The organism is Geobacillus uzenensis, from assembly GCF_002217665.1.
Taxonomy (GTDB): domain Bacteria; phylum Bacillota; class Bacilli; order Bacillales; family Anoxybacillaceae; genus Geobacillus; species Geobacillus subterraneus.
Window position 1 is genome coordinate 263947 of record NZ_NEWL01000001.1, and the last position, 13063, is coordinate 277009.

A 13063-nucleotide genomic window follows, 5' to 3' on the forward strand; every position below is an offset into this window, starting at 1 on the left:
CCGTTTTCCAAGCGAAGAAAAAAGGGAGGAAGTCAATTAGACAATCGAAATAATGCGCCCATTTCGCTATAATGGGGATGGAACGAATCACCACAGAAAGGGATGAAAGGATGTTTACGGTAAAACCATTGCCATCGGCAGAAACGGCGCACGAGGCGCTGGCCATCGGATTGTTTGAGGGGGCAGAAGCATGGTCCGGCCTTGCCGGCGAGTACGATTCCCGCCTCGGCGGACAGCTGTCCAGACTGCGGAAAGAAGGCGACATTTCCGCCAAACGGGGGCGCGTTGCGGTCGTTCATCCGTTGTTGCCAACCGGAGCGAAACGCCTGTATTTTGTCGGCCTTGGCAAAAAAGAAGAACTGACGTTTGAGCGGCTGCGTGAAGTGTTCGGCAGGCTGTTTCGCACATGGAAGCAGGCGAAACGGGCCGAGGCAGCGATCGTTCTGGATACGTTTGCGACTGAAACGGTTGACCCGAACGAAGCGGCGCATGCGTTAGCCGAGGCGTACTATTTGGCGACATATGAATTCCCCGGCTATAAGCAGAAAAAGTCGGAACCCGATGGCGCGCTTGAATCGCTCACTGTACATACCGAGGCTGATGCGGCGGAAATCGAGGCGAGCCTGTTTGTCGGCTCGGTGTACGGGAAGGCGACCAACTCAGCGCGCACGCTCGTCAATACGCCTGGGAATTTGCTGACGGCGTCCGATTTGGCTGATTATGCGGTGAAGCTCGCCGATCGGTACGATTTTGACTATGAAATTTTGGGAAAAGAAGAGATGGAGCGGCTCGGCATGGGGGCACTGTTGGCGGTCAATCAAGGGTCAACGCAGCCGCCGAAGCTAATCGTCTTAAAGTACCAAGGAAAAGAACAATGGGAGGACGTGATCGCCCTCGTCGGCAAAGGGGTGACATTTGATACGGGCGGGTATTGTTTGAAGCCGCGCGACAGCATGATCGACATGAAAACCGATATGGCTGGCGCCGCCGCGGTGCTCGGAGCGATGGAAGCGATCGGCGAACTCCGTCCCGAGCAAAACGTGCTCGCTGTCATTCCGGCAACTGACAACATGATTAGCGGTCAGGCGCTGAAACCGGATGACGTCATTACATCGCTTTCTGGAAAAACGATTGAAGTGAGAAACACGGATGCGGAAGGGCGGTTGATTTTAGCGGATGCCGTCACGTATGCGAAACAGCATGGCGTCAGCTATATTATCGATGTCGCCACGTTGACCGGCGGGGTGATCGTCGCGCTTGGCACCGACAAAACGGGAGCGATGACGAACAATGAAGCGCTGTTTGAGCAGCTGCTTGAAGCGTCTATGGAGACCGGAGAATTCATTTGGCGGCTGCCGATTACAGAAAAAGACCGCGAGCGGGTGCGAAGCAGCAAAATCGCCGATTTAAACAATTCTCCGGGGCGCGAAGGGCACGCCATTATGGGCGGAGCGTTCATTGGCGAATTCGCCGAAGACACGCCATGGGTGCATTTGGATATCGCTGGTACAGCCGCGACAAAGAAAGACAGCGACCTCGGCCCGGCCGGGGCGACGGGGGTCATGGTGCGCACGCTGGCGGCGTTTGTCGAACGATTTGAATAAGTGAACGAGAGCCCGAAGCTATGGTGCATAGCTTCGGCGTTCTTTTGCCACGCTACATAGTAAGAAAGGCGAACAAAATGTAAAGGGAATGTAAATTTAGTGTAAAGTTTCTTTTTACTTATTGTAAATAAAGTTCAAATTGCTACAATAAGTAGCGGTGATTTTTGATTCCAACAATGGAGGGTGTCCGGTATGATTTTTTCGCCGAAAAAGGACGTTTTCTTCGATATGTTGTTTACGATTTCGGAAAATGTGAAGGAAGCGGCCCAATATTTTGTTGAGTATAAAATTCAAAGCGTGAGCGACTTGAAAGAATTCGCCCGCGTCATGAAAGAGTATGAACGGAAAGGCGATTCGTTCATTCATGAGCTCGTCGTTCAATTAAACAAAACGTTTATTACGCCGATCGAGCGCGAAGACATCCACCAGCTAGCGATGAAAATGGACGATGTGCTCGATGGCTTTGAACAATGTTCAGCCCGGTTTGAAATGTTCTCGTTTACGGACATTGACGAACATATGGTGAAATTTTTCGACTACATTTACCAAAGCACAATTGAAATCGTTCATGCGTTAGAGCTGCTTTCGCATAAAAAATTGCTTGATATGCGCCAGCACGCCATTAAGATTAAGGACTATGAAACGAAATGTGACGAAATTTTGCGCGCCTCGATCAAAAACTTGTTTGTGACGCAAAAGGATCCAATTAAGCTCATCCAATATAAAGAGCTTTATGAAATGCTTGAAGAGATTGCCGACAGCTGTGAAGATGTCGCAAACACGCTTGAGACGATCATCATGCGCAACGCGTAAAAGGGGACGTTGTTTTTATGGATATGATCTTTGTCTTGACGATATTAATTGTCATTTTTGCGCTGGCGTTTGACTTTATTAACGGGTTTCACGATACGGCGAACGCCATCGCTACCTCGGTGTCAACAAGAGCGCTCACGCCGCGCCGCGCCATCTTGCTGGCCGCTGTGATGAACTTCATCGGCGCCTTGACGTTCACCGGTGTGGCCAAAACGATTACGAAAGACATCGTCGACCCGTTTGCTTTGGAAAACGGGCCGGTCATTATTTTAGCCGCCTTAACGTCCGCGATCGCCTGGAACTTGATCACGTGGTATTATGGCATTCCGAGCAGCTCTTCGCATGCGCTCATTGGCTCGATTGCCGGAGCAGCGATTTCTGCGGCCGGTATTGGGATTTTGAATTACGGCGGATTTTTGAAAATTTTACAATCGCTCATCCTTTCTCCATTTTTGGCGTTAGGGGTCGGTTTTGTCATAATGAGTATTTTTCGCTTTATCTTTAAAAATGCGAACTTATACAGTACGACGAGAGGCTTTCGGCTGTTTCAAGTCGTGACAGCGTCATTTCAAGCGTATACACATGGAACAAACGACGCCCAAAAAGCGATGGGGATTATTACGATGGCGTTAATCGCCGGCGGATACCATACAACGACCGACATCCCGGAGTGGGTGCGCATTTCTGCCGCTTTGGCCATGGGGTTGGGAACGGCTGTCGGCGGGTGGAAAATCATTAAAACGGTCGGCGGAAAAATCATGAAAATCCGCCCGATTAACGGGGCGGCGGCCGATTTATCGTCGGCGCTCGTCATTTTTTCGGCGACAGCGTTCCATTTGCCGGTCAGCACGACACACGTTATTTCCTCGGCCATTATGGGGGTCGGCGCCGCGCAGCGGGTGAAAGGGGTCAAATGGGGTGTCGCCCGCCGGATTGTGCTTACATGGGTGATTACGCTCCCGATTTCTGCGCTCATGGCTGGTTTCCTATATCAATTGTTTAATTTGTTTTTCTAATATATAAAACGCGCCTGTTATCAAACAGGCGCGTTTCGTTTATGCCGCCGGACGGCTCGCGGAAGAGGAGCGGCCGATCGCCCGGCAAAGGCGCGGGGCAATCAAACCGGCGACGATCGATAACAAAATGTCTTTTGGCAGCGGAACAAGCATCCAGCCCCATACCATTTCGTACGACAACCCTTTTGGCGCTTCCGCCCATAATTTGTACGCCATATACATCCAGTTCGTGCCGATGACATAGTTGATGACCATACCGACAAGCGCGGCGGTGACAAAGCGGACGGTGGATGCCGGCTGCGGGCCGCGTTCGATGATCCAGCCGGTCACATACGCAGCAGCGATAAAGGATAGAATAAAGCCAAATGTCGGTTGGAAAATGATCGACAATCCGCCGCTAAGTTTGGAAAACACCGGCGCACCGGCCAGGCCGACGAACATATACACGGTCATCGCCACCGCGCCGAGCCGCCGCCCTAACACCGCGCCGGCAAGAACGCAGAAAAACGTCTGCAGCGTGATCGGCACGCCGCCGACGACAAGAAACGGCACCCATGACGTAATGTTTGCGCCGATGCCCATCAAGGCGACGAACATCGCGGCAAGCGTCATGTCGATCGGACGAAGGAATGGGCGTTGTTCACTCATATGTAAACCTCCTTTTTTTGTCTGTTAACAAAATCGTACCGAACAACCGCTAGGCTGTCAATCCTCTTTTTTCGACGGATGATGTGATTCGCCGCGGGGAATGCTAAACAAAAGCGCTGCCCTAAACTGTCGCGAAAAACGAATCAAAGCCGACAAGGACGCGAGAAACGAAAGGGGGATGGCGATGGAGCGGTTTATGCCGGATGAGGAGCTAAGATGGGCAAGCAAAATGGGGGCGAACGAAGACATCATCCATACGAGCAAAAATGACGATGGCTACGATTTGCGCACCCCGGCCGAAATCGGCAAGCGGCAGCCGTTTGATGAAAACGGCAATGCGTGAAAGAAGGGGCGCGGATGGACGGGATCTTTTTCGTCTACATGTTTGAAGAACAAGTGTTGCGCTTTTTAGACTCCAAGGCGGTTAAGCTGACGATGTTGACTTCGTTGGCCTCGATCCTTGTCGGGGCTATCATTTATCAGCGCACGCAATCGAATGCGCCATGGAAACGGAAGAGACCGGCGAGTTCGCCGAGACATTGGACGGGGATGGGACGATCGCCGTCTTTTTTCGTTGACGAACGCCGGGGCAAGAATCGTTTTTGTGTGAAACCGGTTTTTGGCGCGGCAAGACGCCGACGACAGCCCGCTTCCAGCGTCCCGGGCGGAAGCGGTGTTGTCGCATCGGGCGCGGCGCCTTTGAACGGGTGGCCGCTCATCGTCCAATGGCGGCCAACGTGATGAGTGCGAAAAGCGGCGGTTCGCCAACCATTTCCCCGTTTCGCCTGCCGCCGCGATGGCGAAGGCTATCGGTGTGAAGGCGGAAACACGTTCCAACGCAAGCCGACAACGAGCTGGCAGCACGGAAACGCGCCGGGGGGCGGCGACAACGTCAGGCGGATGCCGTCGGGATTGAAATACACCTCGGTTTGCGAGCGGATGCCGAGCGAGCGGATGAGGCGCTTCACTTCATCCGTTTTTCCTTCTTGGGCGGCGGACATGATCGTGGCGGCAAACGAGCGCGATTCGGCCAGCCTTTTTAAAATGACTCCAGCATCGTTCATGAGCGTCTGGGCGGTGGCAGCCGATTGGGAGAAGATGGCGGGGTCGACCGACGGGTACGGCCTTGCCCATGCCGCAGGGGGCAGGAAATAAACCATGGGCTTGCTCCTCCTTTTCTGTGTGATTACTACTTATATACTCGTTGCGCTGCAAGCCGGTGCCATGGAAGACCGGTGAAAAAGGCTGCCGCGCCCCAATCAGCGGCATTTCACCGAAAAAGAAAACGGGATTCACCATGCTTTTTAATGCAAAAAGCGGCTGGGACCAGCAGCATGTTTCACTAAATCACCTGCTCGATCGAAACGATGCGATTGGCGATTGGCAGCGTAAGGGGAAACTTTTTTAGGAATTTTTCGTATACAGATAGGCGGCGAACGTCTGACTTGATTTCCAGCAGGCCGTTGTGCCGACAGAGGCGGGAGTTTATGATACAATGATAAACGGGGCGATGTGAGGGGAAACAATAGGGAAGGAGGATGGTTCATGTTAAACTTGGCAATGGTCTCACCACTGATTTTTGCTTTATTCGTTCCGTTTTTGTATAAATATGTGCGCCCGCTCCATACCGGCTGGTTTGTGCTCCCATTACCGGTTTTATTGTTTTTGTATTTCGTTCAACATCTCCCGCTTGAACCTTACGGACAAACGATCCCTTGGATTCCGTCTCTCGGAATGGATTTTCAAGTCTATATGGATGGGTTAGGGCTGCTCTTTTCGCTGCTAATCACAGGGATCGGCTCTCTTGTCGTGCTGTATTCGATTTATTATTTGCCGAAGGAAAAGGAAAAACTTGGGCACTTTTACGTGTATTTGCTTTTGTTTATGGGAGCGATGCTTGGCGTCGTTCTTTCGGACAACGCCATGGCGCTCTATCTGTTTTGGGAATTGACATCGTTTTCCTCCTTTTTGTTGATTGGCTACTGGAATGAGCGTGAACGTTCCCGATACGGGGCACAAAAATCGATGCTCATCACCGTGCTTGGCGGGCTGTCTCTGCTTGGGGGATTTTTATTGCTTTCGGTCATGAGCGGAGGGTCGTACAGCATTCGCGATTGGATGGCTATGGCGGATGCGTGGCCGCAGCATCCGTTGTTTGTGCCGGCGATGCTCTTGATTTTGCTTGGCGCGTTTACGAAATCCGCGCAGTTTCCGTTTTACATTTGGCTTCCGGACGCGATGGAAGCACCCACCCCGGTCAGCGCGTATTTGCATTCGGCCACCATGGTGAAAGCCGGCATTTATTTAGTGGCTCGCTTCACCCCGATTTTTGCTGTTTCTTCGTTATGGGTTTGGCTTGTGATAGGGATTGGAATGGCGACGCTTTGCTGGGCGTCATTTCATGCCGCCCGTCAGACGGATTTGAAAGGGTTGCTCGCCTATTCGACGGTGAGCCAGCTCGGGTTGATTATGTCGCTGCTTGGCGCCGGGGCGCTGGCCTTTCATGGCGATCCGGGCGACCGCCGTTTATATATGGCGGCCGTGGTGGCAGCGGTGTTTCACTTAATCAACCACGCGACGTTTAAAGGAAGCTTGTTTATGGCGGCCGGCATTGTCGATCATGAGACCGGGACGCGGGATATCCGGCGTCTTGGCGGGTTGCTCAGCGTCATGCCCATCACGTTTACGGTTGCGGTCATCGGTTCGTTGTCGATGGCGGGTGTGCCTCCGTTTAACGGATTTTTAAGCAAAGAAATGTTTTTTGCGGCGATGGTGCAAGTGGCGAACGCCCAATGGTTGTCGCTTGATGTGTGGGGGATCTTGTTTCCGGTGCTCGCTTGGGTGGGCAGCGTGTTCACCTTTTTGTACAGCCTTCTTTTTGTTGGGAAAACGTTTCTTGGTGCTCCGAAGCCTTCCGAATGGCCGAAACAGCCGCATGAAGCCCCGGTGGGGATGCTTGTGGCGCCGGTCGTTTTGGCCGTTCTTGTCATCGGCTTTGGACTGTTTCCGAATGTGTTGTCCAACACGGTGATTGCTCCGGCGGTCGATGCTGTCGTCAACGGCGTGTTCCGCCAAGAGGGGCTTTCCGTGCACATTAGTCATTGGCACGGATGGACGATTGAAGTGTGGATGACGATCGGAGTGATTGTTCTTGGCGTGTGGCTGTATCGGACGTTTGATTCATGGAAGCGCGTATACGGTGTTTTTTCGCGGCGGCTTTCACTGAATCACTTATATGACACGGTCGTGCGGCAAATGGAAGAGCGGTCGTATTCGCTGACAAGCCGTTACATGACCGGGTATGTTCGGACGTATTTCTTGTATATTTTGTCCGCGATGATCGCATTGCTTATCGCAACGATCGCTTTGAAAGTAGATGGAAGGCTCTCGCTAAGCCATTTAGCGGAAGTGGGCATCCATGAACTGATGTTGGCGTTGGTCGCCTTGATCGGAACGGCGACGACTGTGGCGGCCAAATCACGTCTTGTGGCGATTATCGCGTTAGGTTCGGTCGGCTATACGGTGTCGCTTTTCTTTGTGTTGTTCCGGGCGCCTGATTTGGCGTTGACGCAGCTCGTCATTGAAACGATTTCCGTCGCGCTGTTTTTGCTCTGTTTTTATCACTTGCCGAAGCTTAGCCGCCATGAGAAAGGCGTGCGATTCCGGCTTGGGAACGCTCTTATTTCGCTCGGAGTCGGCGCGTTGGTCAGCGCGATCGCCTTGTTGGCGTACAGTGAGAAAAACTTTGCCTCGATTGCTCAATACCATATTGAAAACGCGTATGAAAAAGCGGCTGGAAAAAATATTGTCAACGTGATCTTAGTCGACTTCCGCGGATTTGATACACTTTTTGAAATTTGTGTGCTGGCGATCGCGGCGCTCGGCATTTACGCTTTAGTGAAGCTGAAAGCTCCGAAAGGGGAGAGCGGCAAATATGAATGAGCTCATTTTGCGCACGGTAACGGCCGTTGTCACGTTTATGATCATTTTATTTGGGATTCAGCTTTTTTTTGCCGGCCACTATTATCCAGGCGGCGGATTCATTGCCGGCCTCGTTACCGCCGGCGCCATTATTTTGCTGCTGCTGGCGTTTGACATCAAAACCGTCCGGTCGATGATCCCGGTTTCGTATCGCACGCTCATTGGCATCGGGCTGTTGTTTGCCTTAGGAACAGGTCTTGGCGGCTTAGTCTTCAATGTCCCGTTTTTAACGCACGCCCACGGCCATGTCATGCTGCCGCTGCTTGGGGATGTGTCGCTCCATACGGCCGTCTTGTTTGACTTAGGAGTGTATTTGGTCGTTGTCGGGGTCACCATGACGATTATCGAAACGATAGGAGAGGAAGAATAAATGGAAGTCGTCATGATTATTGTCATCGGCTGTTTGTTTGCCGGCGCTACGTACTTAATGTTAAGCAAAAGTTTGCTTCGGATCATTATCGGCACGGGATTGTTAAGCCATGGAGCGCACTTGCTGTTATTGACGATGGGAGGATTGAAAAAAGGAGCGCCGCCGCTGCTTGACGTGCAGGCGGAACACTATGTCGACCCTGTTCCGCAGGCGCTGATTTTGACGGCGATTGTCATTAGCTTTGGGGTCACGGCGTTTTTGCTCGTTTTGGCGTATCGTTCTTATCAGGAGATCGGGACGGACAACATTGAACGGATGAGGGGAAAGGAAGACCATGACTAATGCCGTAATTTTTCCGATTGCGATTCCATTGACGACAGCAGTTCTCTTGATGTTTTGCGTGAAATCATTGAGAGCGCAAAAAATGATTTCCCTCGTGTCAGCAGGGGCGCTCATCGCTGCGGGCGCTTGGCTTGTGCGTCTTGTCGACCATGAAGGGATGCAAAAGCTCGACGTCGGAAACTGGCCGGCGCCGTTTGGGATTACGCTCGTCTCCGACATGCTTTCAGCGCTGTTGGTGTTGACAACGAGCGTGATCGCGCTCGCCTGCCTGCTGTATTCCTTTTTCACGATTGACGCGAAGCAGGCGTCCATGTACTACTATGTTTTTTTTCAGTTTCTCATTGTTGGAGTGAACGGGGCGTTTACGACAGGGGATATTTTTAACTTATTCGTGTTTTATGAAGTGATGCTCATGTCATCGTATGCGCTCCTCGTTCATGGCGGTACGAAAATCCAGCTTCAGGAAACGATGAAATATATGGTGATCAACGTGTTTTCATCAGCGTTGTTTGTCATCGCCGTCGGCTATTTGTACGCCGTGACCGGCACATTGAATATGGCGCACTTAGCCGTACGGATTTCTCAAGCAGACAACACTGCTGTATTGACGGTCATTTGCTTGCTTTTTCTCATTGTCTTTGGGTTAAAGGGGGCGTTGTTTCCGTTTTATGTTTGGATGCCGGGGGCTTATTCCGCTCCGCCGTCAGCTGTGCTTGCGTTGTTTGGCGGCTTGTTGACAAAAGTCGGTGTGTATTCGATCTTGCGCACTTTCTCGCTCATTTTCCGTCAAGATGTCGGCTATACGCATACGATTTTAGCGTGGTTGGCGATCGCGACCGTTGTGTTTGGCGTCATTGGCGCCGTGGCTTACCGCGATATGCGGCAAATCGCCATTTATAACATTGTGGCGGCCATCGGTGTGATGGCGTTTGGCATTTCGTTAATGACAGAAGAAAGTATGGAAGGCACGATCTTTTACTTGCTGCAAGACATGGTCATGAAAACGGCGCTCTTTTTCATTGTCGGGGCGATTGCGTATGTCGCGGGAACGAATCAACTCGGGCGGTTCAGCGGACTGCTCGGTTCGTATCCACTGCTTAGCTGGACCGTATTCCTTTCCGCTCTTGCGCTAAGCGGCATTCCTCCGTTCAGCGGGTTTATCGGAAAAGCGCTCATTATTCGGGCGGCGTTTGAAAAAGGACAGCTTCTGTTCGCGCTGGTTGTGTTATTATCCAGCTTGCTTGTGCTTTATTCGGTGATGAAAATTTTTATTCAATCTTGTTGGGGAGAAGCGCGCGGGTATGAGCAAAAACGAGTCGCCCCGCTGTATGTGCCGATTGTCGCGCTTCTTTCCTTGGCCGTTTTATACGGCGTCGGGGCCGAATTTGTTCGTCCATATATCGCCCAGGCGGCGGCGACGTTGGCGGATCCGTCAATGTATATTGAGTCCGTGCTGAAGGAGTAGAGGCAAATGGCGCAACAATTGCTGCTCAACGTGATATTGGCATTCGTTTGGATGTTTCTTGCTGATTCGTTTAGCGGATCATCGTTTGTCATTGGATATCTCCTTGGTTTAGGCATCCTTTTTGTGCTGCGAAGATATTTTTCGACAACGTTTTATGTCGTCCCGTTGTTTGTGATTGGAAAGCTGACGCTCATTTTCATCAAAGAATTGTTGTTGGCCAACTGGGCTGTTTTGAAGATTGTTCTTTCCCCGTCGCTGAACATGAAGCCTTGCATCTTCGCCCTTCCGCTCGAAGTGAAAAAAGACTGGGAAATTACGCTGTTATCCAACTTGATTACGTTGACGCCCGGGACGTTTGTGATCGACGTCTCTGATGACAAGAAAGAGATTTATATTCATACGATTGATGCTCCGGATGTGGATGAAGTGGTCCGGCAAATCAAGACATCGTTTGAAAAAACGATTTTGGAGGTGAGCCGATGACCGTGATGTTCTATATCGCCCTCGCTCTTTTGTCGCTCGCCATTGGCTGTTTCGTTTATCGGGTCGTCAAAGGACCGACCGTCGCGGATCGGGTCATTGCGCTTGACGCGATCGGGATTTGTCTGGCAGGCATTGTGGCGGTGCTGTCGATCTTGTTGGAGACGAGCGTGTTTTTAGAAATTATTTTGCTGATTGGAATTTTGGCGTTTCTTGGCACGGCGGCGTTTGCCAAGTTTTTGCAAAAAGGGGTTGTGATTGAACGTGACGGAAATCATTGATGGGTTGATCGTGTTGTTCGTCATGGCTGGTGCGCTGTTAACATTGATTTCGGCCATCGGCGTCCTCCGTCTTCCCGACGTCTATACGAGAAGCCATGCCATTAGCAAAAGCACGACGCTAGGGATGATTTTCATCTTAATGGGGACGTTATTTTACTTTTGGTTGAAGCACGATCATTTCAATTCCCGTTTGTTGTTGGCTATTGTCTTTCTGTTTTTAACATCCCCGGTGTCGGCTCATTTGATTAGCCGTGCGGCATACTACTCCGGCGTTCGACCGTGGGAAGGGACGGTTCGCGACGATTTGGCCGAACGGAGAGAGAATAGAACGAAAAGCGCAAAGTAGAGAAGAAATAGCGGGATGTCCTTTCGGTTTCTCCAGGCCACTCCGTTTTCACGGCATCCGCCCCTTTTTCGCCATTTTCTGAAAAAAGAAATAAACAATCGCTTTCCCGTGATATAATAATAGTAAGACGGACTGTGGCTGTGCGTCAGAAAGGGGGGAAGCGACGATGGACGTCCCGCAATATTTGTTTCTCGATTTTGAATTTACGATGCCGGAGACGAAAACGACCCCGGATAGGTTTTATCCGGAAATTATCGAAGTGGGCCTTGTCGCGGTCGTTGACGAGCAAATTGTGAGCCAGTTTTCCGCTTATGTGAAACCGCTCCGTTTTCCGCAGCTCACCGACCGATGCAAGTCATTTCTCAATATCACTCAAGAACAAATCGACCGCGGAATGAGTTTTTATGAACTTGTTTCCTTGCTTCGGCAATATGACCGCGAGCGCCCGACGACGGTCGTGACATGGGGAAGCATGGATATGAAAGTGCTTCGGGAAAACTGCCAGTCGGCGCGGGTGGAGTTTCCGTTCACCGGCGAACACCGCGATTTGGCGATGGAGTATAAACGTTTTTTTGGAAACAAAAACCAAACCGGATTGCGCAAGGCCGTACAAGAGTACGGGAACGAAGGGATTGGAAAAGCCCATTGCGCGCTCGATGACGCATTTACCGCGTATACGATTTTCCGGCTCGTTGAAAACGATAAAAAATATTTGGCGAAGACGAAGCCCACGACGATCGGGGAGCGGATCGATTTCACCCAGCTGCGGAAAAAATTCGCTTTATAGCTGCTGCATTGGCGGCAGTTTTTTTGTGCTATAATGGGAATGGACGATTTCGAGGCAGAAAGGTTGTTTGTGCAATGTGGCCATGGGTGCTCAATTTATTTTTATACTTTCCGGAAGATAAGCGTGAGTATATTCCTGCAGCCATTTCATTTGCAGTGTTTTTTCTCATCGCCGTGCTGACGATGCGGCTTATCCTTGTCATTTCGCGGCGCCAAGAGAAGGAAGCAAAACGGCTCGAGCAGGAGTTGCTCGGGAAAACGGACGAGTCCGGTCGGACGCCGGATGTATAAATTCGTCTTTCCTTGGCAATAATGGCAGGTAACATCTGCCATGCTGGGGGGAGTGTTGTGTTGTACGGAAAATATGGGATCCTTTTGGCTGCGGCGCTCATGTTAGCGGGCTGCGGCCAAGAGGACGGCACGAGCCGGACGGTGGAGATGATCAATGCGGACAGCGATCCGATTGGCACCATTGAGTTGACGGAACAGGCGGAAGGGGTTCGGTTGAAACTCGACCTAGAAGGGCTTCCGCCGGGAGAGCGTGCCATTCATATTCATGAAAAAGGGAGCTGCGAACCGCCCGATTTTCAATCGGCCGGCGGGCATTACAATCCCGATGGGAAAAAGCACGGGCTTCTCCACCCGGAAGGCGCGCATGCCGGTGATTTGCCGAACATTATTGTCAAAGACGACGGCACGGTCAACGTTGAACTGACGGCGCCAAACGTGACGTTACGGGAAGGGGAAAAAGGGTCACTGCTGACAAAAGACGGAACGTCGATCGTCATTCATGCGAAGAAGGACGACGGCATGACCCAACCGGCGGGGGATGCGGGCGGACGCATCGCCTGTGGGGAAATTAAATCATCGTAAACGCTCCCGTTTGCATTCATGTTTCGAAGCGGGAGCTTCCCGGCTTGAATGGCAAAAG

17 protein-coding genes are annotated in these 13063 nt (G+C 51.5%); 15 read left to right on the forward strand and 2 right to left on the reverse strand.

The features are described from left to right. Positions 1-110: 110 nt before the first annotated feature. The 3 genes from B9L21_RS01250 (at position 111) to B9L21_RS01260 (ending at position 3433) form a co-directional block, all read left to right on the forward strand. Complete coding sequence (locus B9L21_RS01250) at positions 111-1604, forward strand: leucyl aminopeptidase (protein WP_063164873.1); 1494 nt, start codon at positions 111-113, stop codon at positions 1602-1604. 192 nt (positions 1605-1796) lie between these two features. Beyond that, positions 1797-2417: a DUF47 domain-containing protein gene (locus B9L21_RS01255; RefSeq protein WP_020961074.1), complete on the forward strand. Its 621-nt coding sequence runs from the start codon at positions 1797-1799 to the stop codon at positions 2415-2417. Positions 2418-2434: 17 nt separating this feature from the next. Further along, entirely contained in the window at positions 2435-3433 is a 999-nt protein-coding gene (locus B9L21_RS01260) for an inorganic phosphate transporter (RefSeq protein ID WP_063164874.1), read from the forward strand. Between the two features lie 39 nt (positions 3434-3472). Here the strand turns inward: B9L21_RS01260 and B9L21_RS01265 are convergent, their stop codons facing one another. Beyond that, entirely contained in the window at positions 3473-4081 is a 609-nt protein-coding gene (locus B9L21_RS01265; protein WP_063164875.1) for a biotin transporter BioY, read from the reverse strand. Positions 4082-4265: 184 nt separating this feature from the next. Here B9L21_RS01265 and B9L21_RS17510 point away from each other — a divergent pair, with 184 nt between their 5' ends. Together B9L21_RS17510 and B9L21_RS17515 are read left to right on the forward strand one after the other, a co-directional pair. Beyond that, on the forward strand, positions 4266-4424 hold the full coding sequence (locus tag B9L21_RS17510; RefSeq protein WP_168157867.1) for a hypothetical protein: 159 nt from the start codon (positions 4266-4268) through the stop codon (positions 4422-4424). Positions 4425-4683: 259 nt separating this feature from the next. Next, complete coding sequence (locus tag B9L21_RS17515) at positions 4684-4899, forward strand: hypothetical protein (protein WP_156485816.1); 216 nt, start codon at positions 4684-4686, stop codon at positions 4897-4899. Here B9L21_RS17515 and B9L21_RS01275 read toward each other — a convergent pair. Continuing rightward, positions 4888-5241: a hypothetical protein gene (locus B9L21_RS01275; RefSeq protein ID WP_063164876.1), complete on the reverse strand. Its 354-nt coding sequence runs from the start codon at positions 5239-5241 to the stop codon at positions 4888-4890. The genes B9L21_RS17515 and B9L21_RS01275 overlap by 12 nt on opposite strands. 385 nt (positions 5242-5626) lie before the next feature. Between B9L21_RS01275 and B9L21_RS01280 the strand changes: the two genes are divergently transcribed. The 10 genes from B9L21_RS01280 to B9L21_RS01325 all read left to right on the forward strand — a co-directional run bounded on the left by B9L21_RS01280 (position 5627) and on the right by B9L21_RS01325 (position 13005). Beyond that, positions 5627-8023 (forward strand): Na+/H+ antiporter subunit A, encoded by a 2397-nt coding sequence (locus tag B9L21_RS01280; RefSeq protein WP_063164877.1) that lies wholly within the window; start codon positions 5627-5629, stop codon positions 8021-8023. Next, positions 8016-8432: a Na(+)/H(+) antiporter subunit B gene (locus B9L21_RS01285; protein WP_063164878.1), complete on the forward strand. Its 417-nt coding sequence runs from the start codon at positions 8016-8018 to the stop codon at positions 8430-8432. The genes B9L21_RS01280 and B9L21_RS01285 overlap by 8 nt, the downstream gene beginning before the upstream one ends. Continuing rightward, on the forward strand, positions 8433-8774 hold the full coding sequence (locus tag B9L21_RS01290) for a Na(+)/H(+) antiporter subunit C (protein ID WP_033010707.1): 342 nt from the start codon (positions 8433-8435) through the stop codon (positions 8772-8774). Beyond that, the gene (locus B9L21_RS01295) at positions 8767-10239 is read left to right on the forward strand and encodes a Na+/H+ antiporter subunit D (protein ID WP_063164879.1); all 1473 of its coding nucleotides are present in this window, start codon (positions 8767-8769) and stop codon (positions 10237-10239) included. Before B9L21_RS01290 ends, B9L21_RS01295 begins: the two co-directional genes overlap by 8 nt. Before the next feature lie 6 nt (positions 10240-10245). Beyond that, positions 10246-10722 (forward strand): Na+/H+ antiporter subunit E, encoded by a 477-nt coding sequence (locus B9L21_RS01300; RefSeq protein ID WP_063164880.1) that lies wholly within the window; start codon positions 10246-10248, stop codon positions 10720-10722. Then, positions 10719-11000 (forward strand): Na(+)/H(+) antiporter subunit F1, encoded by a 282-nt coding sequence (locus B9L21_RS01305; protein ID WP_063164881.1) that lies wholly within the window; start codon positions 10719-10721, stop codon positions 10998-11000. The genes B9L21_RS01300 and B9L21_RS01305 overlap by 4 nt, the downstream gene beginning before the upstream one ends. 22 nt (positions 11001-11022) lie before the next feature. Then, the gene (gene mnhG, locus B9L21_RS01310) at positions 11023-11346 is read left to right on the forward strand and encodes a monovalent cation/H(+) antiporter subunit G (protein ID WP_050368719.1); all 324 of its coding nucleotides are present in this window, start codon (positions 11023-11025) and stop codon (positions 11344-11346) included. Positions 11347-11512: 166 nt separating this feature from the next. Then, entirely contained in the window at positions 11513-12133 is a 621-nt protein-coding gene (kapD, locus tag B9L21_RS01315) for a 3'-5' exonuclease KapD (protein WP_063164882.1), read from the forward strand. Between the two features lie 74 nt (positions 12134-12207). After that, positions 12208-12423 (forward strand): hypothetical protein, encoded by a 216-nt coding sequence (locus tag B9L21_RS01320; RefSeq protein WP_063164883.1) that lies wholly within the window; start codon positions 12208-12210, stop codon positions 12421-12423. A gap of 99 nt (positions 12424-12522) precedes the next feature. Further along, positions 12523-13005 carry a superoxide dismutase family protein gene (locus B9L21_RS01325; RefSeq protein ID WP_409071377.1) on the forward strand — a complete coding sequence of 161 codons (483 nt, stop codon included), beginning with the start codon at positions 12523-12525 and terminating at the stop codon, positions 13003-13005. The last annotated feature ends 58 nt before the right edge of the window (positions 13006-13063 follow it).

Excerpts from the sequence above, each read along its gene's own strand:
- B9L21_RS01325 (WP_409071377.1), top strand. The coding sequence starts at position 12,523 with ATGTTAGCGGGCTGCGGCCAAGAGGACGGCACGAGCCGGACGGTGGAG.
- B9L21_RS17510 (WP_168157867.1), top strand. The coding sequence starts at position 4,266 with ATGGAGCGGTTTATGCCGGATGAGGAGCTAAGATGGGCAAGCAAAATG.
- B9L21_RS01300 (WP_063164880.1), top strand. The coding sequence starts at position 10,246 with ATGGCGCAACAATTGCTGCTCAACGTGATATTGGCATTCGTTTGGATG.
- B9L21_RS01320 (WP_063164883.1), top strand. The coding sequence starts at position 12,208 with ATGTGGCCATGGGTGCTCAATTTATTTTTATACTTTCCGGAAGATAAG.
- B9L21_RS01255 (WP_020961074.1), top strand. The coding sequence starts at position 1,797 with ATGATTTTTTCGCCGAAAAAGGACGTTTTCTTCGATATGTTGTTTACG.
- B9L21_RS01295 (WP_063164879.1), top strand. The coding sequence starts at position 8,767 with ATGACTAATGCCGTAATTTTTCCGATTGCGATTCCATTGACGACAGCA.
- B9L21_RS01280 (WP_063164877.1), top strand. The coding sequence starts at position 5,627 with ATGTTAAACTTGGCAATGGTCTCACCACTGATTTTTGCTTTATTCGTT.
- B9L21_RS01275 (WP_063164876.1), bottom strand. The coding sequence starts at position 5,241 with ATGGTTTATTTCCTGCCCCCTGCGGCATGGGCAAGGCCGTACCCGTCG.
- B9L21_RS01290 (WP_033010707.1), top strand. The coding sequence starts at position 8,433 with ATGGAAGTCGTCATGATTATTGTCATCGGCTGTTTGTTTGCCGGCGCT.
- B9L21_RS01250 (WP_063164873.1), top strand. The coding sequence starts at position 111 with ATGTTTACGGTAAAACCATTGCCATCGGCAGAAACGGCGCACGAGGCG.
- kapD (WP_063164882.1), top strand. The coding sequence starts at position 11,513 with ATGGACGTCCCGCAATATTTGTTTCTCGATTTTGAATTTACGATGCCG.
- B9L21_RS01265 (WP_063164875.1), bottom strand. The coding sequence starts at position 4,081 with ATGAGTGAACAACGCCCATTCCTTCGTCCGATCGACATGACGCTTGCC.
- mnhG (WP_050368719.1), top strand. The coding sequence starts at position 11,023 with ATGGCTGGTGCGCTGTTAACATTGATTTCGGCCATCGGCGTCCTCCGT.
- B9L21_RS01305 (WP_063164881.1), top strand. The coding sequence starts at position 10,719 with ATGACCGTGATGTTCTATATCGCCCTCGCTCTTTTGTCGCTCGCCATT.
- B9L21_RS01260 (WP_063164874.1), top strand. The coding sequence starts at position 2,435 with ATGGATATGATCTTTGTCTTGACGATATTAATTGTCATTTTTGCGCTG.
- B9L21_RS01285 (WP_063164878.1), top strand. The coding sequence starts at position 8,016 with ATGAATGAGCTCATTTTGCGCACGGTAACGGCCGTTGTCACGTTTATG.